This window comes from Streptomyces sp. NPDC086519 (genome assembly GCF_040686075.1).
Classification (GTDB): domain Bacteria; phylum Actinomycetota; class Actinomycetes; order Streptomycetales; family Streptomycetaceae; genus Streptomyces; species Streptomyces shenzhenensis.
On sequence record NZ_JBFBJL010000029.1, the window covers coordinates 73,563 to 96,649 of the forward strand.

The 23,087-nt window shown below is 72.5% G+C and carries 22 protein-coding genes; 8 read left to right on the forward strand and 14 right to left on the reverse strand.

What is annotated here, in order from left to right:
* Positions 1-19: 19 nt before the first annotated feature.
* The 4 genes from AB0P24_RS26470 to AB0P24_RS26485 all read right to left on the reverse strand — a co-directional run bounded on the left by AB0P24_RS26470 (position 20) and on the right by AB0P24_RS26485 (position 4,310).
* The gene (locus tag AB0P24_RS26470) at positions 20-760 is read right to left on the reverse strand and encodes a bifunctional DNA primase/polymerase (protein WP_365798085.1); all 741 of its coding nucleotides are present in this window, start codon (positions 758-760) and stop codon (positions 20-22) included.
* 105 nt (positions 761-865) lie between these two features.
* On the reverse strand, positions 866-1,852 hold the full coding sequence (locus AB0P24_RS26475) for a small ribosomal subunit Rsm22 family protein (RefSeq protein WP_365798087.1): 987 nt from the start codon (positions 1,850-1,852) through the stop codon (positions 866-868).
* Positions 1,849-3,039, reverse strand: a complete 1,191-nt coding sequence (locus tag AB0P24_RS26480; protein WP_365798089.1) for a serine hydrolase domain-containing protein — start codon at positions 3,037-3,039, stop codon at positions 1,849-1,851. Before AB0P24_RS26480 ends, AB0P24_RS26475 begins: the two co-directional genes overlap by 4 nt.
* On the reverse strand, positions 2,982-4,310 hold the full coding sequence (locus AB0P24_RS26485; protein WP_365798091.1) for a multidrug effflux MFS transporter: 1,329 nt from the start codon (positions 4,308-4,310) through the stop codon (positions 2,982-2,984). Before AB0P24_RS26485 ends, AB0P24_RS26480 begins: the two co-directional genes overlap by 58 nt.
* Positions 4,311-4,440: 130 nt before the next feature.
* Here AB0P24_RS26485 and AB0P24_RS26490 point away from each other — a divergent pair, with 130 nt between their 5' ends.
* Both AB0P24_RS26490 and AB0P24_RS26495 read left to right on the forward strand, forming a co-directional pair.
* Entirely contained in the window at positions 4,441-5,439 is a 999-nt protein-coding gene (locus tag AB0P24_RS26490) for a Gfo/Idh/MocA family oxidoreductase (RefSeq protein WP_365798093.1), read from the forward strand.
* Positions 5,440-5,590: 151 nt separating this feature from the next.
* Positions 5,591-6,349 carry an SDR family oxidoreductase gene (locus AB0P24_RS26495; RefSeq protein ID WP_365798095.1) on the forward strand — a complete coding sequence of 253 codons (759 nt, stop codon included), beginning with the start codon at positions 5,591-5,593 and terminating at the stop codon, positions 6,347-6,349.
* A gap of 240 nt (positions 6,350-6,589) precedes the next feature.
* Here the strand turns inward: AB0P24_RS26495 and AB0P24_RS26500 are convergent, their stop codons facing one another.
* Complete coding sequence (locus AB0P24_RS26500; RefSeq protein WP_365798097.1) at positions 6,590-7,801, reverse strand: serine hydrolase; 1,212 nt, start codon at positions 7,799-7,801, stop codon at positions 6,590-6,592.
* 199 nt (positions 7,802-8,000) lie between these two features.
* On the opposite strand from AB0P24_RS26500, the gene AB0P24_RS26505 reads away from it, so the two are divergent.
* Both AB0P24_RS26505 and AB0P24_RS26510 read left to right on the forward strand, forming a co-directional pair.
* Entirely contained in the window at positions 8,001-9,467 is a 1,467-nt protein-coding gene (locus AB0P24_RS26505) for an ABC transporter permease (RefSeq protein WP_365798099.1), read from the forward strand.
* 82 nt (positions 9,468-9,549) lie between these two features.
* Positions 9,550-10,311, forward strand: coding sequence for an ABC transporter ATP-binding protein (locus AB0P24_RS26510; protein ID WP_365798101.1), 762 nt, complete (start codon positions 9,550-9,552; stop codon positions 10,309-10,311).
* A 27-nt stretch (positions 10,312-10,338) separates the two neighbouring features.
* Here AB0P24_RS26510 and AB0P24_RS26515 read toward each other — a convergent pair whose 3' ends face one another.
* Both AB0P24_RS26515 and AB0P24_RS26520 read right to left on the reverse strand, forming a co-directional pair.
* Positions 10,339-11,385: an aldo/keto reductase gene (locus AB0P24_RS26515; protein WP_365798103.1), complete on the reverse strand. Its 1,047-nt coding sequence runs from the start codon at positions 11,383-11,385 to the stop codon at positions 10,339-10,341.
* Between the two features lie 43 nt (positions 11,386-11,428).
* Positions 11,429-11,755: a nuclear transport factor 2 family protein gene (locus tag AB0P24_RS26520; protein WP_365798105.1), complete on the reverse strand. Its 327-nt coding sequence runs from the start codon at positions 11,753-11,755 to the stop codon at positions 11,429-11,431.
* A 133-nt stretch (positions 11,756-11,888) separates the two neighbouring features.
* Between AB0P24_RS26520 and AB0P24_RS26525 the strand changes: the two genes are divergently transcribed.
* Together AB0P24_RS26525 and AB0P24_RS26530 are read left to right on the forward strand one after the other, a co-directional pair.
* Positions 11,889-12,434 (forward strand): DoxX family membrane protein, encoded by a 546-nt coding sequence (locus AB0P24_RS26525; RefSeq protein ID WP_365798177.1) that lies wholly within the window; start codon positions 11,889-11,891, stop codon positions 12,432-12,434.
* A 39-nt stretch (positions 12,435-12,473) separates the two neighbouring features.
* Positions 12,474-12,881 (forward strand): MazG-like family protein, encoded by a 408-nt coding sequence (locus AB0P24_RS26530; RefSeq protein WP_365798107.1) that lies wholly within the window; start codon positions 12,474-12,476, stop codon positions 12,879-12,881.
* 261 nt (positions 12,882-13,142) lie between these two features.
* Here AB0P24_RS26530 and AB0P24_RS26535 read toward each other — a convergent pair whose 3' ends face one another.
* Positions 13,143-15,080 (reverse strand): AfsR/SARP family transcriptional regulator, encoded by a 1,938-nt coding sequence (locus AB0P24_RS26535; protein WP_365798109.1) that lies wholly within the window; start codon positions 15,078-15,080, stop codon positions 13,143-13,145.
* Positions 15,081-15,192: 112 nt separating this feature from the next.
* Between AB0P24_RS26535 and AB0P24_RS26540 the strand changes: the two genes are divergently transcribed.
* The gene (locus AB0P24_RS26540) at positions 15,193-16,071 is read left to right on the forward strand and encodes an alpha/beta hydrolase (protein WP_365798111.1); all 879 of its coding nucleotides are present in this window, start codon (positions 15,193-15,195) and stop codon (positions 16,069-16,071) included.
* 377 nt (positions 16,072-16,448) lie between these two features.
* Here AB0P24_RS26540 and AB0P24_RS26545 read toward each other — a convergent pair whose 3' ends face one another.
* From AB0P24_RS26545 to AB0P24_RS26560, 4 genes are all read right to left on the reverse strand, one after another.
* Positions 16,449-17,057 (reverse strand): hypothetical protein, encoded by a 609-nt coding sequence (locus AB0P24_RS26545; protein WP_365798113.1) that lies wholly within the window; start codon positions 17,055-17,057, stop codon positions 16,449-16,451.
* A 111-nt stretch (positions 17,058-17,168) separates the two neighbouring features.
* Positions 17,169-17,309, reverse strand: a complete 141-nt coding sequence (locus AB0P24_RS26550) for a hypothetical protein (protein ID WP_365798115.1) — start codon at positions 17,307-17,309, stop codon at positions 17,169-17,171.
* A gap of 154 nt (positions 17,310-17,463) precedes the next feature.
* Positions 17,464-18,936, reverse strand: coding sequence for an APC family permease (locus AB0P24_RS26555; RefSeq protein WP_365798117.1), 1,473 nt, complete (start codon positions 18,934-18,936; stop codon positions 17,464-17,466).
* 68 nt (positions 18,937-19,004) lie between these two features.
* Positions 19,005-19,739 (reverse strand): GntR family transcriptional regulator, encoded by a 735-nt coding sequence (locus AB0P24_RS26560; RefSeq protein WP_365798119.1) that lies wholly within the window; start codon positions 19,737-19,739, stop codon positions 19,005-19,007.
* Between the two features lie 217 nt (positions 19,740-19,956).
* Between AB0P24_RS26560 and AB0P24_RS26565 the strand changes: the two genes are divergently transcribed.
* Positions 19,957-21,408, forward strand: coding sequence for an amino acid permease (locus AB0P24_RS26565; protein WP_365798121.1), 1,452 nt, complete (start codon positions 19,957-19,959; stop codon positions 21,406-21,408).
* A 90-nt stretch (positions 21,409-21,498) separates the two neighbouring features.
* On the opposite strand, the gene AB0P24_RS26570 is transcribed toward AB0P24_RS26565, so the two are convergent.
* On the reverse strand, positions 21,499-22,314 hold the full coding sequence (locus AB0P24_RS26570) for an SAM-dependent methyltransferase (RefSeq protein ID WP_365798123.1): 816 nt from the start codon (positions 22,312-22,314) through the stop codon (positions 21,499-21,501).
* A gap of 154 nt (positions 22,315-22,468) precedes the next feature.
* Positions 22,469-23,008 (reverse strand): hypothetical protein, encoded by a 540-nt coding sequence (locus AB0P24_RS26575; protein WP_365798125.1) that lies wholly within the window; start codon positions 23,006-23,008, stop codon positions 22,469-22,471.
* Between the last annotated feature and the right edge of the window lie 79 nt (positions 23,009-23,087).

The window sequence follows — 23,087 nt, forward strand, 5'->3', positions numbered from 1 at the left end:
GGCGCCCCCCGCTGAACGCTCAGCGCCGGAGTGGCCAGGCGGCGCCCACTTGGTCGGCCTCTTCGCCCGCGTACCGGGCGCACGCGTCGGTGAGGATCTCCAGGAGGCTCAGCGGGTCGGGGAGCGCGTGCTCGGGGCCGCGTACCCAGTGCACCCGCCGGTCGTCGTCGCCGGGCAGCCGGGCGGGCGGTACCAGGACGTAGGAGCCCCGGCAGTGCCAGCGCAGGCCCGGGTGCTCGTCCATGGTCTCGGGGTGGCAGTCCAGCTCGCAGGGCCACCACTCGTCCTCGTCCTCGGGGGTGCCGCGGGTGAGGGTGAAGAAGAGCATGCGGCCGTCGTCGCTCTCGGCAACCGGACCGACCTCGACGCCGCCCGCGAGGAGCCGTTCCAGCGCCTGCCGGCCGGCCTCCAGGGGCACGTCCAGGACGTCATGGGTCATGCCGGTCGCGGTGATGAAGTTGGCCTGCGGCTGGTGCCGGGCCCAGCGCTCGATCTGGGCGCGGTCGGTGGTGGACTGCGTCTGCCAGGCGAAGGACACCGGGTGCCGGGCCGGGGTGGGACAGCCGACGCGGTCGCAGGAGCAGCCGTAGCCGGGGGCGGGATGGGCGGCGGGGGCCAGCGGGAGGCCCGCTTCGGCGGCGGCGAGCAGCAGGGCCGCGCGGCCCGGGTCGGCGGCGGCCGTCTCCTTCGGGCGGCGTCCGCGCAGCCACCGGGAGAGTCTGCCCTGCCGGCCGCTGGGGCCGCCGAACGTCGCGCTCATCTATCGCCTCGCCTCGCTGTGGTCCGGCCAGGATGCCTTATGGCCCCGTCTGGGTGCGAAGCGGGGGGTACGGGGGTGTGTCACGTACTGGCGCACCGGGCTGTGTCACCGCGGCGGCCAGGCGTCGCCCCAGTCCGCGTCCCGGGCCGCCTTGTACAGGTCGCCGTGGCGTTTGGTGACCGTCGTCCGGCGCAGTTGTTCGTCGGTCTCGCACAGGTCGAGCAGGACCTGGCCCTTGCGGATCTGGGGGCGGCGGACCACCCGGGCAGGCGCCGGGGCGGGCGGGAAACGGGTGGCGGCCACGTAGCTGAACTTCTCGTCCTCGTAGGGCAGTGACCCGCCCTTGACCTGGCGGTGCAGGGAGGAGCGGCTGACCCGGGCGGAGAAGTGGCACCAGTCCGTGCCGGGGACGATCGGGCAGTCGGCGCTGTGCGGGCAGGGGGCGGCGATGTGGAACCCGGCGCCGATCAGGCGGTCCCGGGCCTCGATGATCCGGGCGTAGCCGGCGGGGGTGCCGGCCTCGACGAGGACGACTGCCTGCGCGGCGGCCGCGGCGGCGCCGACGAGGGCGGCACGGCCGGCCTCGTCGAGCTCGTTGAGGACGTACGACACCGTGACGAGATCAGTGCTCTCGATGGTGAGCCCCGCTCCGATCCGGGAGCGCTGCCACTTCGCGTCCCGCAGGGCCGGGTGCGCCGCGGCGATCTCCCGGCCGAGGGCCAGCGCCGGCTCGGCCCAGTCGAGGACCGTCACCGGCCGCGCGCCCTCCCAGGTGTCGGTCACCGCCCAGGTCGCCGCGCCCGTGCCGCCGCCGACGTCCACGTGGCTGCCCGGCACCCATCCCTCCGGCACCGCGTCGGCGAACGCCGCCAGCGCGGACCGCACCGCCTCGAAGGTCGCCGGCATCCGGTACGCCGCGTACGCCACCACGTCCGCCCGGTCCCGCAGGATCGGCGCGTCGGTCGGGGTGGCCCCGCGGTAGTTGGCGATCAGCCGGTCGACGGCGCCGGCGGCCTGCTTCGGGGGGAGGCCGCCGAGCAGGTCGGTGAGGGTGGCGCGGAGCCGGTCGGCCGGTGGGATGGGGTGGTTCACCCGGCGATTGTATGGACAGCCCTGGCAAGGCGGGTCGCCGCCGCCGCCCGCGGAGCGCTGTCGCCGGGGCGGCGGCGCGGATGCACGGTGTTGGCCAGCAGCACCAGGAACGTGTCCGTCGCCCGGTCCAGCACCAGGGACGTGCCCGTGAACCCGGTGTGGCCCGCCGCGCCGTGGCCCGACAGTTCGCCCATGAACCACGGCTGGTCCACCAGGAAGCCCAGGCCCGGCGGGCCCAGCAGCAGGTCCACGAAGTCGGGGCCGAGGATGCGCGCGGTGCCGTACGCGCCGCCCGAGAGCAGGGCACGGCTGAAGACCGCCAGGTCCCGGGCGGTGGAGAAGAGGCCGGCGTGCCCGGCCACCCCGCCCAGCGCCCAGGCGGTCTCGTCGTGCACGACGCCCCGCAGCATCCCCCGGTCGGCCTTGGCCCACGGCCGCCGCTGGTCCTCGGTGGCCGCCGCCCCCGGGCAGGGGCCGAAGTCGGTGGCGGTCATGCCGAGCGGGCGGGTGATGCCGTCGCGGACGAGGACGTCGAGGGGACGGCCGGTGATCCGCTCCAGGACGTGCTGGAGGAGGAGCATGTTGAGGTCCGAGTAGCGGTAGGCGCCGGGTGCGCTGCTCGGGGTCTCCGCACGCAGCAGGTCGAGACGGGCCGCGTCGTCGGGGCAGTCGTAGAGCGGGAGTTCGGGGCGCAGGCCCGAGGTGTGGGTGAGGAGCTGGCGGACGGTGATGCCGTGGGCGGCGGCCCCGCGGAAGTCGGGGAGGTAGGCGCCGACGCGGGCGTCGATGCCGAGGGTGCCGCGTTCCAGTTGCTGCACGGCGGCGACCGCGGTGCACAGCTTGGTGAGGGAGGCCAGGTCGAAGGGGGTGTCGACGGTCATCGGGACCCGGGCGGCGGGCGGGAGTTCGACACCGGCGTCGGTCGCGGGGTCGTACGCGGAGTAGCGCACGGCCCAGCCGGCCGCCTCCTGTACGGCGATCACGGGTCCGCGTCCGGCGACCACGACGGCCCCGGCCGCCCAGGGCCGCTCACCGGTGGTGAGGTCGCGCACCTCGCGAACCAGGTGCCTGAGTTGCGTGGGGTCGAGACCGGCCCGTTCCGGTGTCTCGACGCGCAGTCTCGGTACGCTCAGCTCTCTGCTCCCTCCACGCTCGCACGGGTGTTCCCGCGTGCCCAGGGACGGCACATTCCCACGAAGCAGGCCAGCGCCACCAGTGCCCCCGCCAGTTGGACGATCGCCATGGGCACGGCGGTTCTCTCCCCGGCGATCCCGACCAGCGGGGAGGCGACCGCGCCGACGAGGAACGAGGTGGTCCCGAGCAGCGCGGACGCGGACCCGGCGGCGTGCCGGGTGCGCAGCAGGGCGAGGGTCTGGGCGTTGGGGAGGGTGAGGCCCATCGCGGACATCAGGACGAAGAGGGCGGCGGCGACCGGGGCGAGGCCGACCGGGCCGAGGAGACCGGACGACATCAGCAGCAGGGCGGTCGCGGCGAGCACGGTCACGACCAGGCCCGTGCCCAGCACCTTGTCCAGGCTGACCCGGCCGACCAGCACCTTCCCGTTGACCTGCCCGGCGATCACCAGCCCGACCGAGTTGAGGCCGAAGAGCAGGGAGAAGGTCTGCGGGGAGGCGCCGTAGATCTCCTGGATCACGAACGGCGAGGCGCTGACGTAGGCGAACAGCGCGGCGAAGGCGAAGCCGCCCGCGAGCATGTAGCCGGTGAAGGGCAGGTCCGCGAGCAGCGCGCGCATGGCGCGGACGGCGGCGGCCGCTCCCCCGGCGTGCCGGCCGGCCGGCGGCAGGGTCTCCGGGAGCCGCACCCAGACCAGCGCGGCGAGCAGTGCTCCGACGACCGTGAGGACGACGAAGACGCCCCGCCAGTCCGTCACCCGCAGGACCTGCCCGCCGATCAGCGGTGCGATGACCGGGGCGACCCCGGAGACCAGCATCAGGGTGGAGAAGAACCGGGCCATGGCGACCCCGTCGTAGAGGTCGCGTACGACGGCTCGCGCGATGACGATCCCGGCCGCGCCCGCGAGACCCTGCGCGAGGCGGACGGCGACCAGGGTCTCGACGTCCGGCGCGAGGGCGCACAGCGCGGTGGCGACGACGTAGACGGCGAGGCCGGTCAGCAGCGGGCGGCGGCGGCCCCAGCGGTCGCTCATCGGGCCGACGGCCAGCTGCCCGAGAGCCATGCCGGCGAGGCACGCGGTGAGGGTGAGCTGGACGGTCGCGGCGGGGGCGTGCAGGGAGCGGGTGACCTCCGGCAGGGAGGGGAGGTACATGTCCATCGCCAGCGGGGGCGTCGCGGTGAGGCCGCCGAGGACCAGCACCAGCAGGAGACCGGCCCGGCGGGCCGCGGGCGGGGCGGGGCTGGGCGCCACGGGTGCGGCGGCGTCCCGCGCGTCCCGCGCGTCCTGCGCGTCCGGTGTCGACGGCGCCGGCTGCTCTGGCATGTGTCCCCCGTCTGTCTTCGTCGGTCTCGCGCTCCGGTCCGCTCTTGATGGACACCGGTGGCCCCCACATATGCTCTCAGCTCGTACAGACTGCCGGGAAACACATGAGCGAGGGTGGGGCGGCCGGGACATGGCTGAGCAGAGCGTGCGGTGGGGGATCCTGGCGACGGGCGGGATCGCGGCCGCGTTCACGGCGGACCTGGTCGATCTGCCGGACGCGGAGATCGTGGCGGTGGCCTCGCGCTCCCCGGAGTCGGCGGCGGGGTTCGCGGAGCGGTTCGGGATCGGGCGGGCGTACGGGGACTGGGAGTCGCTGGCCCGGGACGAGGACATCGACATCGTGTACGTCGCCACTCCGCACTCGGCGCACCGGGCGGCCGCCGGGCTGTGCCTGGAGGCCGGGCGGAACGTGCTGTGCGAGAAGCCGTTCACGCTCAACGTCCGCGAGGCCGCGGAACTGATCGCGCTGGCCAAGCAGCACGACCGCTTCCTGATGGAGGCGATGTGGATGTACTGCAACCCGCTGGTCCGGCGGCTGACGGCGCTGGTCGCGGACGGGGCGATCGGCGAGGTCCGGACCGTGCAGGCGGACTTCGGCCTGGAGGGACCGTTCCCGCCGGCGCACCGGCTGCGGAACCCGCTGCTCGGCGGGGGCGCGCTGCTCGACCTGGGGGTGTATCCGGTGTCGTTCGCGCACCTGCTGCTCGGTGAGCCGGACGGGATGTCGGCGCGAGCGGTGCTCTCGGACGAGGGCGTCGATCTCCAGACGGGTGCCCTGCTCTCCTGGGAGAGCGGCGCTCTCGCGGCGTTGCACTGCTCCATCGCCGGCGGCACCGGCACCACGGCCTCGGTCACCGGCTCGAAGGGCCGGATCGACATACCGGACGGCTTCTTCAACCCCGAGCGCTTCGTGCTGCACCGCGACGGCCGCGTCCCGGAGGAATTCGCCCTGACCGCGGAGGACGGCCCCCGCGACACCTTCCGCCACGAGGCCAGGGAGGCCATGCGCGCCGTCCGCGCCGGCGAACAGGAGTCCGCCCTCGTCCCCCACGCCGGCACCTTGGCGATCATGCGCACCCTGGACGGCCTACGCGAACTGATCGGCGTCCGCTACCCGGGCGAGGCGTAGAAGCGCCCCGAAGTGAAGCGCCCCGTCAGGGGCGCGGGGCTGTATTTGATATGCGGCTCCGCCGCGTGGGCGCGCCCAGCCCCCACGCACCCGCAGCCGAACGACGACCGAACAGTCGGCCCTCCCAGCGGAGCGCCTACGCTGCGACCCCATGAACACCAAGCAACCAAAGATCGCCGTGGTCACCGGCGCCGGTTCCGGTATCGGCCGCGCCGTGGCCACGGAACTGCTGCGGGCCGGCTGGTCGGTGGCGCTGGCCGGCCGGCGCCCGGCGCGGCTGGCGGAGACGGCGGCGCTGGTGCCCGAGGGCGCCTTTGTCGCGGTACGGACCGACGTGTCACAACCCGACGACGTGACCGCGCTGTTCGCGGCGGCCGTGGAGCGGTTCGGGCGGGTGGACCTGCTGTTCAACAACGCGGGGACGTTCGGGCCCGGCGGGGTGGCCGTGGAGGACCTGCCGTACGAGGCGTGGCGGCACGTCGTGGACACCAACCTCAACGGGGCGTTCCTGTGCGCGCAGGCGGCGTTCCGGCAGATGAAGGAGCAGGAGCCGCAGGGCGGCCGGATCATCAACAACGGGTCCGTCTCGGCGCACACGCCCCGCCCGCGCTCCGTCGCCTACACCGCGACCAAGCACGCGCTGACGGGGCTGACCAAGTCCTTGTCCCTGGACGGGCGGCCGTACGGCATCGCGGTCGGGCAGATCGACATCGGCAACGCGGCGACGGACATGACGGCGGCCATGCAGACCGGGGCGCTGCAAGCGAACGGGGAGGTCGCCCCGGAACCGGTGATGGACGTGGCCGACGTGGCGCGGACCGTGCGGCACATGGCCGAGCTGCCGCTCGCGGCGAACGTGCAGTTCGCGACGGTACTGGCGACGGCGATGCCGTACGTGGGCCGGGGCTGAACGGTCGTTCAGCCGGACCTGCCACAACCTGCACAAGCGGAATTCCGGCATCCGAGGTATTGCGGCCGGTAACGGCCCTATGCTCAACTTTCCTCCACCAGAACTTCACAGTTGAGGCTCTGGTGTTCCGCCGACCACACCGAGGGGGGAGGCGGCAGCCGTTCCACCGGACCGGGGTGGGGGTGGGCCCGCACGGCACCGCGGGCACGCACCGGTGGGTGGGGCGGCTGCCGCGAGACGTCAACTCGCCGGGGTGTCAGCCGAGTCGACCGCTGTGTCACCCGGGTCGGAGGCGGCCGCGGCGCCGGCCGGCCGCCGTCGCCTGCGCAGCGCCCACGCCCCCGCGCCCAGCAGCGCGAGCGTGCCCGCCCCGCCCACCGCGAGCCGCCACGGCGAGGGCCCGGACGCCCCCGAACCGGCCGCCGCCCCCGTCCCGGACGCCCCCGCGGCCCCCTTGCCCTTCGACGGCGACGCACTCGCGCTCCCCCCGCCCTCGCTGAGCGGATCGACCAGCACCCCCACCGGCTGCGCCGAACTCCCCTTCCCGAAGCCCCAGTCGAGCAGCGCGGCGGTCTGCTCGTACACGGCGTTGGTGCCGGGGTCCGGGTGCATCACGGTCACCAGCAGGGTGCGGCCGCCCCGGGTGGCACCGCCGGTGAAGGTGTTGCCCGCGTGGCTGGTGTAGCCGTTCTTGACGCCGAACAGGCCCTTGTAGACGTCGAGTCCCCAGGCACCGGTGAGCAGGCGGTCGGTGTTCTGGATCTGGAAGGTCTTCTTGCCGCCGGCCGGGAAGTCCGCGGTACGCGTGCCGCAGTAGCCGCGGAAGTCGTCGTCCTTCAGCCCGTGCCGGGCGAAGAGGGTCAGGTCGTACGCCGACGACAGCTGCCCCTTGTGGTCGAAGCCGTCGGGGCTGACCACATGGGTGTCCAGGGCTTGCAGGTCCACCGCCTTGGCCTGCATCTCGGCGACGGTCTTCGCGATCCCGCCGTTCATGTGGGAGAGCACGTGCACGGCGTCGTTGCCGGAGCGCAGGAAGACGCCCTGCCACAGCTGCTCGACGGTGTAGGTGAGGCCGGGCTTGATGCCGACCAGGCTGGAACCGGCCGGGACGTCGGAGATGTCGGAGTCCTTGACCCGGTACCGCTCGGTGCGCTCGAACTTCTCCAACACGGTGTCCGCGAACAGCATCTTCAGGGTGGAGGCGGGCGCCAGCCGCCGGTGCGCGTTGTACGAGGCGAGCACCTCACCGCTGTCGCAGTCGGCGATCAGCCACGCGCGAGCGGTGATCTTCTTGGGCAGGCCGGTGGCCCCGCTCACCTGTATACCGCCACGGGCCAGCCGGTCGCCGCCTATGACGGTGGCGGCGAAGGCAGGGGCCGCCGCGGACACGGGAAGGGCGGCGGCCGTCAGTCCGAGGACGGCACGCCGGGTCAGCCGAGAGGAAGCACGCATCCCGGGACCGTACACCGCACCCAACAGCGCTTTGCCGGGAGGACCCCTCCCCGGCACATGAATGTGCTGTCTTATGAAAGTTTCCTGAGACCTCCCCGTTTCTCAGCTCTGACACATCTTTTACCCAGTGTGGCTCAAAGGTTCCTCCCTAACTTGAGCTCGCGTCCACAGCGGGCGCCAAGAACCTTCGAGGAACGGGATGTTTGGCATCTATCTCAAGCGCGAGCTGGGCCGTAGAAAGAAGGCGGCCCTGGTCATCGCTCTGGGTCTGGCGCTCGGTATCGCGCTGGTCATCACGGTCAACTCGGTGTCGGCCGGCATGACCCAGGCGCAGGACAAGGTCCTCAAGTCGCTTTACGGCCTCGGGACCGACATGACGGTCACCAAGGCCCGTACCGCGCCGACCTCGGGCAGCTCCGGCGGCCCGAACTTCAAGTTCGACGCCAAGTCCAGCAGCAGCTCCACGCAGAGTTCGGACCGGGTGCAGACGCAGGGCGGTCAGGCCCTGAAGTCGTCCCTGGTCACCAAGGTCGCCGGCCAGAAGGGCGTGGAGAGCGCGGTCGGAGCGCTCTCCCTCAACGTCACCAAGGTCGACGGCTCCTTCACCCAGGGCCAGGCGAAGTCCTCCACCAGCGGCAGCAGCACGAGCAACAGCGGCGGCCAGGGGCAGCCGGGCGGCAGCAGCAGCTCGGGCGGCGCGCCGCAAGTCCAGGGCGGCGGCGCCGACTTCAACGTCAACAGCTACTCCGTGGTCGGCGTCGACGTGGCCCACCAGGGCCTCGGCCCGCTGTCCACCATGAAGATCACCACGGGCAAGACCTTCACCTCCGCGCAGACCAGCGCCAAGGTCGCGGTGGTCAGCAAGTCGTACGCCAAGGAGAAGAAGTACAAGGTCGGTTCGACCTTCAAGATCTCCGGCACCAAGTTCACGGTCATCGGCATCGCCACCCCGGACAGCAGCGAGTCCGACACCGACGTGTTCGTCCCGCTGAAGGTCGCGCAGACCCTCGGCGACGCCAAGAACCAGGTCACCACGATCTACGTCAAGGCGACCGACTCCCAGCAGATCTCCGCTGTGAAGAAGGAGATCACGGCCAACATCTCCGGTACGACGGTCACCACCTCCGCCGACCTGGCGTCCACCGTCTCCGGTTCCCTCTCCACCGCCTCCAGCCTCGCGACCAGCGTCGGCAAGTGGCTGTCCATCGCGGTCCTCGCGGCGGCCTTCCTGGTGGCGGCCCTGCTGACGTCGTCCGCGGTCTCCCGCCGGGTGCGTGAGTTCGGCACCCTGAAGGCGCTCGGCTGGCCCTCCCGCAACGTGACCCGCCAGGTCGTCGGCGAGTCCATGGTCAACGGCCTGATCGGCGGCGCCCTCGGCATCGCCCTCGGCGTGGGCGCGGCCTACGCGGTCACCGCGGTCAGCCCGAAGCTCACCGCACAGCTGGGCAACACCGGCGCCGGCGGAGCGGGCGGCGGCCCGGGCGGCGGCCCCGGCCAGCAGGCCTCCCAGAACACCCTGGAGATCGCGCTGTCCGCGCCCGTCTCCCTCACCACCATCGCCCTCGCGGTCGGCCTCGCGGTCACCGGCGGTCTGATCGCCGGCGCGATGGGCGGCTGGCGCGCCTCCCGGATGCGCCCGGCCGACGCCCTGCGCAGCGTCTCGTAACACCCCGCCCCCAAGCCGGGGCGCCGCTTCCACTCCCCCCGGGACGCGGCGCCCCACCCCCTTACCAGCCAGTGGAGATCCCATGTACAGACTCAGCGGAGTCACCAAGCGCTACACGCGGGGCAAGGAGACGGTCGAGGCACTGCGCGGCGTCGACCTGACCATCGAGGACGGCGACCAGCTCGTCATCCAGGGCCCGACCGGCGGCGGCAAGTCGACCCTGCTCCAGATGATCGGCGGCCTGGACCGCCCGACCGAGGGAAGCGTCGAGCTGGACGGCGTCGACCTCGCCCGGATCAGCGAGACCAAACTGACCCGGCTGCGCGCCGAGAAGATCGGCATCATCTTCCAGTCGTTCAACCTCATCCCGACGCTCACCGCTCAGGAGAACGTCGAGACGGCCCTCGTCCCGCTGGGCGTCAAGCCGGCCGAGCGCCGCGAGCGCGCCGCCGAGGCCCTGCGTTCGGTGGGCCTGGGCGAGCGCCTCACGCACGCCCCCTCCGAGCTCTCCGGCGGCCAGCAGCAGCGCGTCGCGATCGCCCGCGCGCTGGTGAAGAAGCCGAAGGTGCTGCTCGCCGACGAGCCGACCGGCAACCTCGACGAGGGCACCCGCGACGACATCATGGCCCTCCTGGAAGGTCTGTGGCACGAGTACGGGCTGACCTTCGTCATGGTCACCCACGACTCCTCCATCGCCCGCCGCGCCCCGCGTCTGGCCACCATCAAGGCCGGCCAGATCACCCTCACCGAGCAGGGCGGCGGCCGGCGGTACGCGCAGCAGGCGGCCGCGCACACCGCGGCCCAGCCGCAGCAGGCGGGGTACGGCGGCGGCCAGGGGCACTGAGTTCCGCGCGCGGGCCCTCGGGGCCGCTCAGCGCCCGAGGAGACGGTCGATCTCGGCCATCTGCTCGGCGGTGAGCGGCCCCTTCGCCATCGCGCCGGCGTTCTGCTCGGCCTGGGCGACGGACCGGAAGCCGGGGATCGGGACCGTGCGCGGGCTACGGGCCCAGATCCAGGCGAGGGAGCCCTGGGCGAGGGTCCGCCCGTCGCTGGTGAGGACCTCGCGCAGGGAATCGATCCGCTCGACCCACGCGGGGTCCGCGCCGTCGCCGTCCCCGAACCCGGGCAGCCAGGCCGGCGGCCTGCTGCGGATGTCGCCCGCCGCGGCCCCCGCCCGCCGTCCGCCCAGCAACCCCATGGCGAGCGGGCTGCGGTTGATGGCGGCGAGCTCCGACTGCTCGGCGAACGCGATGAGTCGCGGAGCGTCCTGGAGCACGTTGAGGGTGTGCTGCACGGCCGTGCAGTGCGGCCCCTCGGCGAAGACGGCGGCGCGGGCCGGGTCGTCGGTGCTCCAGCCGTAGGCCCGGATCAGTCCCTCGCCGGCCAACTCCTCGCACACGTCCCGAAGTCCGGCGGCGCGGGCCGGGTCGGCGTCGGAGATGTGCAGCTGGTAGAGGTCGACGTGGTCGGTGCCGAGGCGGCGCAGGGAGGCGGTGAGGGCGCGGCGGACGTGGGCCGGGGAGTCGTCACGGCCGATGAGGGTGCGGGTCTCCTCATCGAAGACGTTGCCCCACTTGGTGGCGACGACGACCTCGTCGCGCCGCTTGCCGAGGGCGCGGCCGAGAACCCGCTCGCTGTGACCGGCGCCGTAGGTGTCGGCGGTGTCGAAGAAGGTGACGCCGAGGTCGAGGGCGCGGTGGATCGCCCGTACGGACTCCTCGTCGTCGACCTTGCCCCAGCCGAGCGGCTGCCCGGTGGCGTCCTGCCACTCACCGCCGATGGCCCAGCAGCCGAAGCCGAGCGCGCTGACGCGGATGCCGGAACGCCCCAGGATCCTGGTGGCACTGCCGGTTGCCGTGCCTGCGGTTGCCGTGCCTTCGCTTCCCGTCCCTTTGGTTTCCGTCCTTTTGGTTTCCATGGTTGAGGACGCTAGGAGTTGGAGCGCACACGAAGGCAAGAGTTCATGCCTGTCCGGTCTCGAAGCGGGAGATGCGGCCGTCCTCCTCGACCGTGAAGTCCCAGCGGGTGACCATCTCGCCCCAGGTGTCGTTGCGGTAGTGAGCCAGCAGGGAGTGGCCGCCGTTGGACTCGTTGTCCACGTCGATGTGGCCGTTGGAGGAGAAGATCTCCCGGTCGATCCAGTCGTCCAGGTTCCGGTCGGAACCGTCGTCCGCCATGGTCGCGTCCGGCGTGAGGAGATCCCGGAGGCGCTCGCGGTCGTTGGAGTTGACGGCGGTGACGAAGGCCCGGACGGCCGGGTCGCTGAGCTTGGCTGTCTTGATCGTCATGCCAGTCAGCGTCACATCGGTCCCGGCGGCCCGCCACCCGCCCGCCACCCGAACGGCGGCGACGACGGGCCGATCGGGTGTGCCGGGTGCGACGGTGGAAACCCGCGATCCGTTGCCGCCGATGGGAGTTCCTGTGACCTGCTACGACCGACGTGACGTGGGCCTGCTGCTGCTCCGGCTGGGCACCGGCGGGGTACTGGCCGCGCACGGTGCGCAGAAGCTGTTCGGCTGGTTCGGCGGGGGCGGGATCAAGGGCACGGGCCAGTACATGGAGTCGGTCGGGTACGCGCCCGGCAGGCAGAGCGCGCTGGCGGCGGGGCTGGCGGAGGCGGGCGGCGGGGCGCTGCTGGCGCTGGGCCTGGCGACACCGGCGGCGGGCGCCGCGGCGGCCGGCTCGATGGCGGGCGCGACCGCCCTGCACAAGCCGAACGGCTTCTTCGCCCAGGAGGGCGGCTACGAGTACGCGGCGACCCTGGGCCTGGCCACCGCGGGCCTCGCCGTCACCGGCCCCGGCCGGCTCTCCCTGGACCACGCGTTCGGCCATGTCCTGGACCGCGGCTGGATGGTCCCGGCGGCCCTCGGCGTGACGGGGGCGGTGACGGCCGTGGTCATCGGCGCCCGGAACCGGCGGGTGCGGCGGGCGAAGGAGGGCGAGCAGGAGGCGCTCTTCGAGGAGTAGGGGCGAGGCGGGGTGGGGGGGTGGGGCAGGCTGTCCGCCATGACGGAACAGGAAGAGGAACAGGAACAGGAACAGCGGACGACACCGCCTGCGAACCGCCCGGCCACCCCGGAAGCCCCGGAAGCCCCGGACCTGTGGACCTCCATCGAAGACCTCTGGACCTGGCTGGACGCCAACCGCCGGCACGGCGGCGAGACCGGCCTCGTGCTGCGGATGCTCAAGCTCACGGAGGAGGTGGGCGAGGTCGCCCAGGCGGTGATCGGCGCGACCGGCCAGAACCCCCGCAAGGGCGTCACCCACACCTGGGAGGACGTCCAGGGCGAACTGTGCGACGTGGTGATCACGGCGCTGGTGGCCTTGCGGACGCTGACTCCGGACGTCCGCGAGACGTTCGAGCGGCATCTGGCGCGGGTCACGGAACGCTCGCTGGGCACGGCCGCGCCGTAGGGCACCCGGCGCCGAGACCGCGCGGGCGCGGGCCCTGATGGTGCGGCCGGGCCGGGCCGCCCTGATCGCCTCGGCGACGTCGGTCGCGGACACCGGTTCCCGTTGCCGGGCGAGGTAGGTGTGCTTCACCACGCGTGGCATCGAGACCGTCGCCAACCGCCTGGCGTCGGCGACGGGTGCCCCTGAACGTCATGGCGACCTGATTCTGCCGGGGCCGTGGGGTGAGCGCGGACGGGCTCGGGGTTCGCGGATCGCGGTCGCTTACCCCGCTCGGGCGCATGCCTCCGCCTCTGCCAGGTATCGCGCCACCGGGCCCAGGGTCAGCATTCCGCTAGCGGCTCCGGCGTGTTCTGCACTGGCATCACGCAGGGCAGCCGCGGAGTGTGCGGCGATTCCGCGCTCGCCGAGGCGTACGGCGGCGCGGGCGGTCAGGCACCACATGGCCTCCTGCATGTGGTCACGTGGTGGTTCGGGTACCGCAGCGAGGGCGGTACGGGCCTCCTCGCCCCGGTCCTGGGCGAGCAGGACGAGGGGGCGCGTCCAGGGCCTGTACGGGCCCCAGTCGAGGTGCGGGTCGGTGGGCGCCGGCCGGTCGTGCAGCAGGCGCAGTCCCAGGAGGGCGAGCGGGAACAGGCCGCGGTGCAGTCCCGGCATTCCGGCCGTCCGGAGGGCGTCCTCGGCACAGCGGTAGTGCGCTGCTGCCGTGGCGGCGGTCGGTCCGCCGGGTTCGGCGCTGCGGGCGGCTGTGGCCTGGGCCCTGAACCACCCGGTGAGGACGGGGACGAGGGGTGCCTCGGTGGTGGCGGCGAGCTGGTCGGCTGCCGTGGCGTGTGAGGTCGCGGCGTCGAGGTCGCCGAGGGCCGAGGCGGATTGCAGGCGGACGAGTCGGCCGAGTACGGCGAAGTTCGGCAGCTCGTGCCGGGTGGCCAGGTCGAGGATCTCGGCGCCGGTCCTGTCCCGTGCCGCCGCGAGCCCGGGGCGGGTGAAGGACTGCACGTACACCCCGTTGAGGGCGAAGGCGAGCAGGGCGGGGTCGGCCAAGTGCCGTGCCAGCTCCTCTGCCTGTCGCGCCGCCTGCCGCGCGTGCTTCAGCTCGGTCCCGGACAGATCGGCGCTGCGGCTCTCGACGGCGACCGTGGCCAGGAGGCGGGCGCGCAGGTCGGCGGGGCCGTCTGGGCCGAGCCCGGTGAGCGTGCGCTCGGCAGCCGCGACGACGGCGCGGGACTGCTCGGGGTCGTCGGCACGGCTCCAGAGGGCGGGCACGTCGTAGGCGCCGATGGTCCGGGCGGTCAGCGAGAGGTCTCCCGTGCGTTCCGCCGCACGGATGGCGGCGAGGCGGTCGCGCCGAGAGTGGACGAGGGCGTCACCACCCGCCAGCGCGAGGGTGCGGGCCAGATCCACGGTGGTGCGCGGGCCGAGCCGGGCACCATGGCCGGTCCACGCGGTACGCGCTCCTTCTGGGGGCGCGGACCCGTTGAGGATGTCCGTCTCCAGGCGCTGAAGGCCGGCACTGGGGTCGAGTCCGAGTTGGTCGAGGAGCATCGCGCGGGCGCGGCGGAGGATGGCCAGTGCGTCGGCCTGGCGGCCCGCGCGGTACAGCGCGCGGGCAAGCAGCTCCCAGGCCGGCTCGCGCCACGGGTGTTCGGCGACATGGGCACCCAGTTCGGCGACGAGGTCGGCCCCTTCCCCGGAGTCGAGGAGGATGCGGGCGCGCAGTTCCACCCCCTCCAACCTCAGTTCCTCCAGTCGGGTCCGCTCGCGCTGCGCCCACGCGGAGCCGGTCACATCGGCGTAGGCGGGTCCGCGCCAGGTCGCGAGTGCCGCGCTGAGGTCGGTGACCGCGTCGGGGTTGCGGCGGGCTCGGGCCAGGGTGTCCTGGAACCGATGGACGTCCACGTCATCGCGCGGCAGGCGCAGCGCGTAGCCGGGGCCTTCGGTGACGATGACGCGCGGCGGATTGCGGGGCGGCCGGTCGGGTTCGAGGGCACGGCGCAGCGCGGCGACGAACGTACGCAAAGCACCCACGGCGCGGGCCGGCGGATCGGTCCACAGGTCATCGACAAGGGTGTCGGTGGTGACCATCCGTGCCTCGGCGGCGACGAGCCGGGCGAGTACCTCACGATGGCGGGGGCCGCCCAGGTCAACCGGGCTGCCGTCGTCGCGGAGGGCCCGCACCGCACCGAGCACGTCGATTCGCATGCCCCCATCCTCCGTGCCAGGGGCCGGCTGCGCCCAACCGTACTGATCGGCTGCTGATCGCCGTCGCCCACGCTGATCCGGTCAAGTCCCCGACCCCAAAGGGTGGTCCCTCATGACGCTCACCATTCCCGGCTTCGATCACGTTCGCCTGCCCGGTACGGACGGTGTGGAGCTGGCTGCGGCTGTCGGCGGCAGCGGCAGCCCGGTCGTACTGCTGCACGGTTTTCCCCAGACCCACCTGATGTGGCGACACGTCGCCGAGCGGCTCGCCGACGAGCACACGGTGATCTGTCCTGACCTGCGGGGCTACGGCGCGAGCGACAAGCCGGCGGCCACCGGCCCCGATGTGTACGCCAAGCGCACCATGGCCGCCGACGTCGTGTCCCTGGCGGCGGCGCTCGGCCACGAGCGCTTTGCCCTCGTCGGCCACGACCGAGGCGCCCTGGTCGCCTTCCGGGCGGGGTTGGACCACCCTGAGACCGTCACGCACCTGGGCATCCTCGACATCGTGCCGACGCTCGACATGTGGAACGTCCTGCATGGCGTCTCGGCGGCGGTCGGCTACCACCTCTTCCTGATGGCGCAGCCGCCGGGCTTGCCGGAGGCGATGATCGCGGGCAGTGCGGACGCGTTCTTCGGCTCGTTCCTCGACGCCTGGGCCAACGACCCGACCGCCATGCCCGAGGATGTGCGTGCCGAATACCTGCGCGCGAGCGCCGCGGCGGTGACGTCGATCGTCGCGGACTACCGGGCCTCGGCGGACATCGACGTCATGCACGACCAGGCGGACCTGGACGCCGGGTCGCAACTGGCCATGCCCGTGACGGTCGTCCAGCAGGACTGGGGCGCGCAGCTGGGCTACGACGCTGCCGGGGTGTGGAAGGCGTGGGCGCCGGACCTGGATCACCGGCTGACCCGCGCCGGGCACTTCATGGCCGAAGAGGCACCCGACGAGATCGCGGCCGCGATCCAGAGCCTGCTGGCCCGCTGAGCCTCCTGCTCTCGACTCGTCGGCCGGGCCACGTCGGTCGGCGAGCGCTACCTGGACGGCCATGATCGTTCTCGCCGGGATTTCCCGTACCCCGTCTACTCGCACCCGTGGTCCACCGAACCGTCCACGACCGAGGCCAGGATGCGGTGGACGCTGAACGACACGTCCCCTCCTGCCCGCGATGGTGGCCTCCAGCTGCCCAGGAGGAGACGTGCCTCACGTATCTGAACGTTCGCACATGAAGACACCCGGACATGTCTGCGGGCGGCTTGAGTTCATGTGCTGTCGGTGCCGCAAAGGTGACACGTCTCCGCCGGTCCGGCCGAGACATATGTCTCCCGGCCGGACCGGCGGCGGATCGAGGGGGGCGGCGGTCCCTAGGCCTCGGCGTCCGTATCGGCCTCCGGTGCCTGGGGATCCTGCGACGCCGAGAGCGTGTAGGAGACGGCCCTGCCCTGCTTGGTGCGCCGGGCCCGGTTCTTGGCGACCAGGTTCTCCAGGGTCGTACGGATGACCGTCGTCTTGATGGTGCGGCCGGGCCGGGCCGCCCTGATCGCCTCGGCGACGTCGGTCGCGGACACCGGTTCCCGCTGCTGGGCGAGGTAGGTGTGCACGGCCTCGATGAGGCTCTGCTTCGTCTGCGTGGGGCTCGGCTTCGCCGAGGCACGGCGTTTCACCGCGGGCTCGGTGCGCTGGTGCGGCACGGCGGCCTCGACGGCATCGGTTGCTTCGGCCGGCTCAGCCGGTTCGGCGGTTCCGGAGCCGGAGGCCGTGGCCGAGACGGAGGCGGGGGCGGGGGCCTGCGGGGTGAGCGCCTGCCGGAGCCGCTCCAGCACCACCCTGTTCTCCCGTACCGCGCGCAGTTGTTCTTCCAGGGCGGCGATCTCGGTGGCGAGGCGGTCCTGTTCCTCGGCGTTGAGTTCGAGGTCCTGCGCGATCCGCGCGCTGTACTCGGACGCCAGCTCGGTGCCGGGTGACTCGGACATGCGATCGGGCCTCTCGTCGATGTGCTCCGCGCGGGATGTCTATGTGCCGCGCGGGGGCCCAGCCTACGCACATGAGCTGTTCCACGGACATGACTTGGGCCGACAGGTGTCTCAACCGGCGGCGGTGGCGCCGTCGATGACACCGACGACCGCCTCGGGCCGCGCCACCCGGCCGGCATGGCCGCCGGGTGCCTCGACGACCGTGGCGCCCACGCGCTCGGCCGTCGGCCGCTGGGCCGGCGGCGGGCTCATCCGGTCGCCGGCCCCGACCAGCTACCAGCTACCAACTACCAACTGGGCACGACGGCGTCGGCCGGACAGGTCCGCGCGAGCCGGGCGGCCGCGCACGGCGGCTCACCGGGAACGCCCGGCGCTCCCCGCGGCCGGGGTGGCGGCAGACCGGAGGTCACTCCTCATCGGCGACGACGGAGCCGACCCGGTCGGCCAGCCGCGGGTCGCGGCGGACCAGTACCGTGGCGTAGCAGACCGCCGCCAGCAGGGCGGCCAGGGCGATGTACGGGAACCAGCTGTACGGGGCGGGCTGGCCGGGCTTGGTGAGGTAGTAGAGGGGAACCAGGATCGCCAGGGCGCCGGTCGCCGGCAGGACGAGATGCCGCACGGTCCGGAACTCCTGCGGCCGGTACCTGCGGTAGTACAGCGGCAGGGCGATGTTGGAGGCCAGGTAGACCAGCAGGATCAGGATCGTGCCCAGGCTGGAGGACTCGGTGAAGAAGACCACCGGGTCCATCGGACCGCCGTCGGCGCCCAGCAGGTGCCCGAGCCCCCAGCCGCCGATGATCAGCAGGGCGGTGACGGCGAAGGTGACGATCGCGTTGTTCGGCGTACGGCGGGTGGGATGGACGTAGCCGAAGAAGGACGGCAGCAGCCCCTCCCGTCCGGCGTTGAAGATCAGCCGGGCCTGGGAGTTGATGCCGGCGATCAGCACGCCGAGGGTGGAGGTCAGGCCGCCGACGTAGGCGAGGACGGCCAGCGCGCCGAACGTGTTCTGGGCGAGGTCGACGAAGGGGATGGGTGAGTCGCCGAGCCGTTCGACGTCGTAGCCGAAGCCGGTCACGGTGGCGTAGGCGAAGAGGATGTAGCTCACCGTCATGATGGCGACGGAGGAGAAGACCGCGCGGCCGACGTTGCGCCGGGGGTTCTCGGTCTCCTCGGCCAGCGCCGCGGAGTTCTCCCAGCCGACGAACAGGTACACGGCGAGCGGGAAGCCCGCGGCCAGCCCTCTGACGCCGTGGGTGATGTGACCGGGCAGGAACGGGTCGGCGGACAGGCCGCCGCGGTGCTCGGCGAGCGCCACGACCGAGACCACGACGAGGACCAGCATCTCCACGGCGAAGAAGTAGCCGGCCCACTTGGTGGAGACCACGATCCCGCGCAGCATCAGAACGACCGACAGCCCCGTCAGCAGCAGCGTCCAGATGATCCAGGGCACGTCGAGGCCGGTGTAGTGGTGCAGGGTGATCTGCACGAAACCGCCCGAGATGGCGATCACGGAGGCCATCGCGATGATGTAGCCGAGTCCGGCGAGCAGGGCCGTGGTCACCGCGCTGACCGGCCCGAAGGTCCGGCCGACGAAGGTGATGAAACTGCCCGCCGAGGGATGCGCCCGGGAGAACTCGGCCAGGGTGTTGCCCAGCAGGGCGACGGCGACGCCGGCGGCGGCGATGGTCAGCGGGGAGGCGACGCCCGCGGTGGTGGCCAGGAAGGCGAAACCGAAGAAGAAGCTCATGGCCGGACCGACGTTGGCCATGGTGGCGGCGGCGATGTCGGCCATGCCGAGGACACCGCCGCGCAGCCGCTGGGGCGCGGATCCGGCGGGGCCCGGTGTCGGCGGCGGTCCGGCGGCTGCGGGGTCGGACATGGCGCCAGCTCCTTAAGCGGGTGGTGGGGTCGGGGCGAGGCGGTCGCCGGGGACTGCGGGGGCCGGCGTCAGGCCGGTTCGGTGTCCCGGTGGGCCTTCACCGCGGCCACCGCCTCGGCCATGGCTCCGCGGGCCAGTTCGTCGAGCAGGTCGGCGTGGTGGTGGTTGCGCGCCCGGACGGCTTCGGGCGCCGGGGCCGGCACCAGCAGGCACTGGCGGCCGAGCAGGTCGGCGGCGAACTCGCGGATACCGGGGCCGCCGAGCGCCTGGGCGAGGTCGAGGTGGAAGCGGGTCTCCAGTTCGAGCAGCCGGGCCGGCGCTTCGGACCGGTCCATCTCCTCGACCAGCGCCCGCAGCCCGTCCAGCCCGCCGTCCGGGAGCTCGCCCACCGCGTGGGAGACCAGGCCGCACTCCAGGAGCACGTGGACCGCGTCCAGCGCGGCCGCCTCGGCGGGATCGTGCAGCACGGCGACGACCGTGTCCCACTCCCCGGCCACGAACGTGCCGCCGGACCGGCCCCGGCGGCGGTCGAGCAAACCGTCCTGGCACATGCCCTCCAGCGCGCGGCGCACGGTGATCTCACTGATCCCCAGTTCCTCGGAGAGCACCCCGGCGTCCGGCAGCCGGTCTCCGGGCGCCGCGGACCGCAGCCGCACCCGCAGGGCGATCCGCGAGCGGACGAGTTCCGCTCCCGTCAGGCCCCGGCCGGGCAGGACACGGGCGGCCAGGGCCCCGGCACCCGGCGCGGGCCGCCCGGGACCCGGCTGGCTGTAGGGGCCGAACTTGCCCGCTGTGTTCACCACGACGCCACCCTAACGGCGACCACGGTGCTGCTACGTGCATGAGTTCCCCTCAGGGCCGGAACACGGGGGGACGGGGCGACGGCCGCGCCCGGAGGGCGTGGCTCCACGCTGAACGGAAAATAGAGCAAGGTGAACATTTAAACAAGACTGTTTTTTTAGATCCTACTGAACTAATTTCCGTGACGCCCTGGTCCGCACCCCCTCCATGGATGGCGAGATGACCACAACCCTGCCCGCAAGCCCACCCACCGAGCCCGGTCTGAAGGCCGGACTCAAGAGCCGCCACCTGTCGATGATCGCCATCGGCGGCGTCATCGGCGCCGGCCTGTTCGTCGGCTCCGGCTCCGGCATCGCCGCCGCCGGCCCCGGCATCCTGGTGTCGTACGCGCTGGTCGGCATCCTCGTCGTCCTGGTGATGCGCATGCTCGGCGAGATGGCCGCGGCCAACCCCAGCTCCGGCTCGTTCTCCGCCTACGCCGACCGCGCCCTGGGCCGCTGGGCCGGCTTCACCATCGGCTGGCTGTACTGGTTCTTCTGGGTCGTGGTGCTCGCCGTCGAGGCGACCGCCGGGGCGAAGATCCTGGCCGGCTGGATCCCGGCGGTCCCGCAGTGGGGCTGGGCACTGATCGTCATGCTCGTCCTGACCGCCACCAACCTCGCCTCGGTCAGCTCCTACGGCGAGTTCGAGTTCTGGTTCGCCGGCATCAAGGTGGTCGCCATCGCCGCGTTCATCGTGATCGGCGGCCTCGCCCTCTTCGGCCTGCTGCCCGGCTCCGACCACCCGGCGTCCGGCTTCACCAACCTCACCGCGCACGGCGGCTTCCTCCCCCACGGCCCCGGCGCCATCCTCACCGGTGTCCTGATGGTGGTCTTCTCCTTCATGGGCAGCGAGATCGTCACGCTGGCGGCGGGCGAGACCGCCGACCCGAGGGCCGCGGTCACCAAGGCGACCAACAGCGTCATCTGGCGCATCGCCGTGTTCTACCTGGGCTCCATCCTGATCGTCGTCTCCCTGCTGCGCTGGGACGACCCGGCGATCCTCAAGGACGGCTCCTACGTCGCCGCGCTCAGCTCCATCGGCATCCCGCACGCGGCCCAGATCATGAACGCCATCGTGCTGACGTCCGTGCTCTCCTGCCTCAACTCCGGCCTGTACACGGCCTCCCGCATGGCGTTCTCCCTGGGCGGCCGCAACGACGCCCCGGCCGCGTTCGCGCGGACGACCGGCCGCGGGGTGCCGCGGGCGGCCATCCTCGCCTCGGTCGTCTTCGGCTTCGTCGCCGTCGCCTTCAACTACCTGTGGCCGGACACGGTCTTCCAGTTCCTCCTGAACTCCTCCGGCGCGATCGCCCTGTTCGTGTGGCTGGTCATCTGCTTCTCCCAGCTGCGGATGCGCCGCGTCATCGAGCGCGAGGCACCGGAGAAACTGATCGTCAGGATGTGGCTCTACCCCTACCTGACCTGGGCCACCATCGCCCTGATCACCTTCGTGCTCGGCTACATGCTCACCGACACGAGCAACGGCGGCGGCCGCGACCAGGTGGTCCTGTCCACCCTGGTGGCCCTGGCCGTCGTCGTCTTCGCCGTGGTCCGCCAGCGTGTCTCCGGCCGGGCCGGGGCACGGGACACGGCGCGGGACACGGCACCGGACACGGCCTCCGTCTCCTGACCCGCGCCGCGAGCGGGGGCGGGCGGCGGTCCCGGACCCGGACCGCCCGGGTCCGAAGCGGTCCGCCCAGGTCCCGCCCCCCTCGTGCCGTCAGGGCTTCCGCGCGAGTCCACCGTGCTCGGCGACGACCTGCGGAGCACCCGAACCGGGCTCCGGCCGCCACTCCGTCACCGACACGACACCGGGTTCGACGAGCTCCAGACCGTCGAAGAACGCGGTGATCTCATCGATGCCGCGCAGGTTGTAGGGCACGGCGCCGCTGTTGTTGTAGGCGTCCTGGGCCTGTTCGAAGACGGGGTCGATGCCGCGCGACCCGTCGTTGATCGAGAGGTAACTGCCCGAGGGCAGGGCGTCCATCAGCCGGGTGACAATGGAACGGGCCTGGTCGTGGTCGGCGACATGGCCGAGGATGTTGCTGAGGATGAGCGCGGTGGGACGACCGAGGTCCAGCGTCCTGGCGGCGGCTTCGAGAATCCGGTCCGGGTCCGTCACATCGGCGTCGATGTAGGCGGTCGCACCCTCCTCCGTGGAGGTGAGCAGCGCCCGGGCATGCGCGAGCACCATCGGATCGTTGTCCACATAGACGATCCGCGCCTCGGGAGCGAGCCTCTGGGCGACCTCGTGGGTGTTCTGCGCGGTCGGCAGCCCGGTACCGACGTCCAGGAACTGCCGGATCCCCGCCTCGGAGACGAGACACGTGATGGTGCGCCGCAGGAAGGCCCGGCTGGAGCGGGCGATGGTGACGATCCCGGGAAAGACATCGGTGTACGCGTCGCCGGCCGCCTCGTCGACGGGATAGTTGTCCTTGCCGCCGAGCCAGTAGTTCCAGATGCGGGCGGAATGCGGCACCGACGTGTCGATCTCCTGCCGCTCGGCCGGCTCGGGCGCGGTCACGGGGTCGGCCATGGGCCGGGTACCTCCTTCGGCGGGGCGGGGATCGCTCGCGGCCCATCCTACGATCGAACTCCGGTTCCCCGCCTGCCCGTTCATGCCTTCCTGCCTGGCTTGGCCGTGGCCGCCGGGGGCGTGCCGGAAGAGACACGCCCCCGGCTGTACACGGTCACCAGGTGTGGGCCACGTCCACCACGAGATGGTTGGCCGTCTGGAAGACCCGGAACGGCAGCCGGGCGCGGACGCCCAGCCCGGCCTGGGTGTGGCCCTCGGAGCCACCGGTGAACTTGAACTCCCGGAAGGTCCGGTACCCGGCGACGTCGACGGCCGGAAGCGGCGGGTAGGGCTCGCCGGTCTCGGGGTCGTAGCGCGGGGAGAACAGCGAGATCTCCAGAACGGCTCCGCCCTTGATCGGGACCACGGCGTCGGACGGGTCCTGGTGCAGCACGTCGACGTAGCGAACGTAGTAGCCGATCGGGTCGGCCGCCGTGCCCGCGGCGTCGAAGACCAGCCGGTCGAAGCACTCGTGCTGCCCGGCCCGCACGCCGGCCAGTCGCCTGGAGGCAACCGCGTCACCGGACTTGTCCAGGCTCCCCCATGTCACGGCACAGTCCACGGCCGTCGGCGCGGCCACCGCCGGAACCGTGCCGGCCAGCAGGCCGCCGCCCGCCAGCACCATGGCGGCCAGTGCAGTACCTATCCGTCGCATGACTACCCCCAGTAGTTCCGCGTAGGTGTGTGCCTGTTCAGACCGGCGGCCTTCCGGAAGGTTGTGCGTGGTGGAGCAG